The 1,979-nt window shown below is 35.6% G+C and carries 3 protein-coding genes; all 3 read left to right on the top strand.

Annotation, left to right across the window (positions count from 1 at the left end; all coding sequences use genetic code 11):
* Positions 1–86: 86 nt before the first annotated feature.
* The 3 genes from VIL26_02390 (at position 87) to VIL26_02380 (ending at position 1,703) form a co-directional block, all read left to right on the top strand.
* Entirely contained in the window at positions 87–521 is a 435-nt protein-coding gene (locus VIL26_02390; GenBank protein ID HEY8389792.1) for a MarR family transcriptional regulator, read from the top strand.
* A gap of 2 nt (positions 522–523) precedes the next feature.
* On the top strand, positions 524–1,105 hold the full coding sequence (locus VIL26_02385; protein ID HEY8389791.1) for a flavin reductase: 582 nt from the start codon (positions 524–526) through the stop codon (positions 1,103–1,105).
* Positions 1,106–1,208: 103 nt separating this feature from the next.
* Positions 1,209–1,703, top strand: coding sequence for an aminoglycoside nucleotidyltransferase (locus tag VIL26_02380; protein HEY8389790.1), 495 nt, complete (start codon positions 1,209–1,211; stop codon positions 1,701–1,703).
* Positions 1,704–1,979 lie beyond the last annotated feature (276 nt).

Below are 1,979 nucleotides of genomic sequence, written 5' to 3'. Positions count from 1 at the left end.
AAATGGGATATGGAGAACAAAATTGCGTCCGGCGTTAATTAGCTAGATGCAATATTGGCTATAAAATATATTTAAAGGAGGTAATTGTGAAGACATACGGCGGTTTTCTAATGTCTCAAATTCAGCATCTTAGCAGAAGAGTGTTTGAAAAGTTGCTAAAAGAAAGCGGCGTAGAAATATTTAATGGCGCGCAGGGCCGCATACTTTATGTGCTGTGGGAACACGGACAGATAACAATTACTGAAATTGGCCGGTTGACTTCATTGGCAAAAACGACGCTCACCGCTATGCTTGACCGTATGGAAGCAAGCGGCCTAATCGAAAGAATTCCCGACAAAAGAAACCGCAGGCAAGTATTAGTATCGGTGACGGAAAAAGTAAAAGAATATCGTGAAAAATATGACTTGGTATCGGAAAAAATGAACGAGATATTTTATGCAGGCTTTACCGATGACGAAATTATTGGTTTTGAGAACCAACTTAGACAAATCATCAAAAATCTTGAAAAGGAAGGAGTATAATTATGGAAAAAATTTCTACATGGCCGCATAATAATTTCTGCCCGCAAACATTGTTTTTGTATGGCACTTACAAAGAAGACGGAACGCCTAATTTCGGATTGTTCTGTTGGTTTAGTTATTGTAGAGACAGCGAACTTGGCGTTATGGCCTGCATCGGCGGCGATAAATTGACTAAAGATCTTATCCATGCAAACAAAGTGTTTTCCGCTAACCTTGTCACCGAATCTATGCTTCCTCTTGCTGATTATTTGGGCAACACGGAAGGTTATAATAGCGGTAAAATGAACATTCCAATTGAAGTCGAGCGCGGCGCGGTATTGAATGTTCCTGTATTAAAGGACAGTCCTTGGGTATTTGAGCTTGAAGTTAAGCAATTCATACCGCTAGACGGCGGCGAGATTTTACTGTGTAAAATACGAAACACATTGGTCGCAAAAGAACTCAAAGATGATTCCATAAGCGTAGATGAGCGTTTACGCTTGGCGGCTCCTGCAATATGGATTGGAGAAAACTATTATTATAAACTAAATTACACTACTTTAGGCAAAACAGGAACATTAAAAGACTTGGTTAGTCAGAAATGATATTAAGCGCAAAATAAAAACATAAAATAGGGGCGTTAATATTGAACGATATGGATAATATATCAATTATTTTTACTAGGTGTTTATTCTAAAGGAGAGTCCCATGGTAAGTAAAACTGACGCTATTGAAATAATTACATACGCCGAAGCAAACGGTATTGATATATGGCTCGATGGCGGTTGGGGAGTGGACGCTCTATTAGAAGAACAAACAAGAGAGCACAACGATATTGACATATTTGTCGAAGAAAAGAACAGTAAGAAGTTTATTGAGATAATCAAAGAAAAAGGTTTTGCCGAAATCATTGAAGAATATACTACCGCTAGTCATACGTTTTGGAAAGATAATAAAGATAGGCTTATAGACCTTCATATATTTAGCTATGACGAACAAGGCGATCTTGTTTTTGAAGGGGCAACATATCCTTCTAAAATATTTAGCGGTATTGGCATAATAGGAGATAAAACAGTCAGATGTATTGACGCCCAAAATCAAGTGTTTTTTCATCTTGGCTACGAACACGATGAAAACGACGCGCATGATGTAAAACTCTTGTGCGAGAGATTTAATATTCCAATTCCAAGCGAATATAAATAATTACCGTAAAGGCTGATCGCAGTTGTATATTTTTCTCAAACGAGTAATGGACTAGAAAGGATTATTGCATAAAATAATTTTAAATAATAGTGTATAAGATGTCCTCAAAGAATTTTAATTATTTATTTGAGGACATCTTTTTAAAATTTAAAACGCTTAAGATAACAAACCGCAAATGCTTTGATTTTTTTCTTATCTTTGTTATTATAATTGTAATTTATATACAAATATAGTTATTAATAAATTACCAAATTAAAATATTATTGATTTTGGATT

Source organism: Clostridia bacterium, from assembly GCA_036562685.1.
Lineage (GTDB): Bacteria > Bacillota > Clostridia > Christensenellales > DUVY01 > DUVY01.
This window is presented reverse-complemented; position numbering and strand designations above follow the sequence as displayed.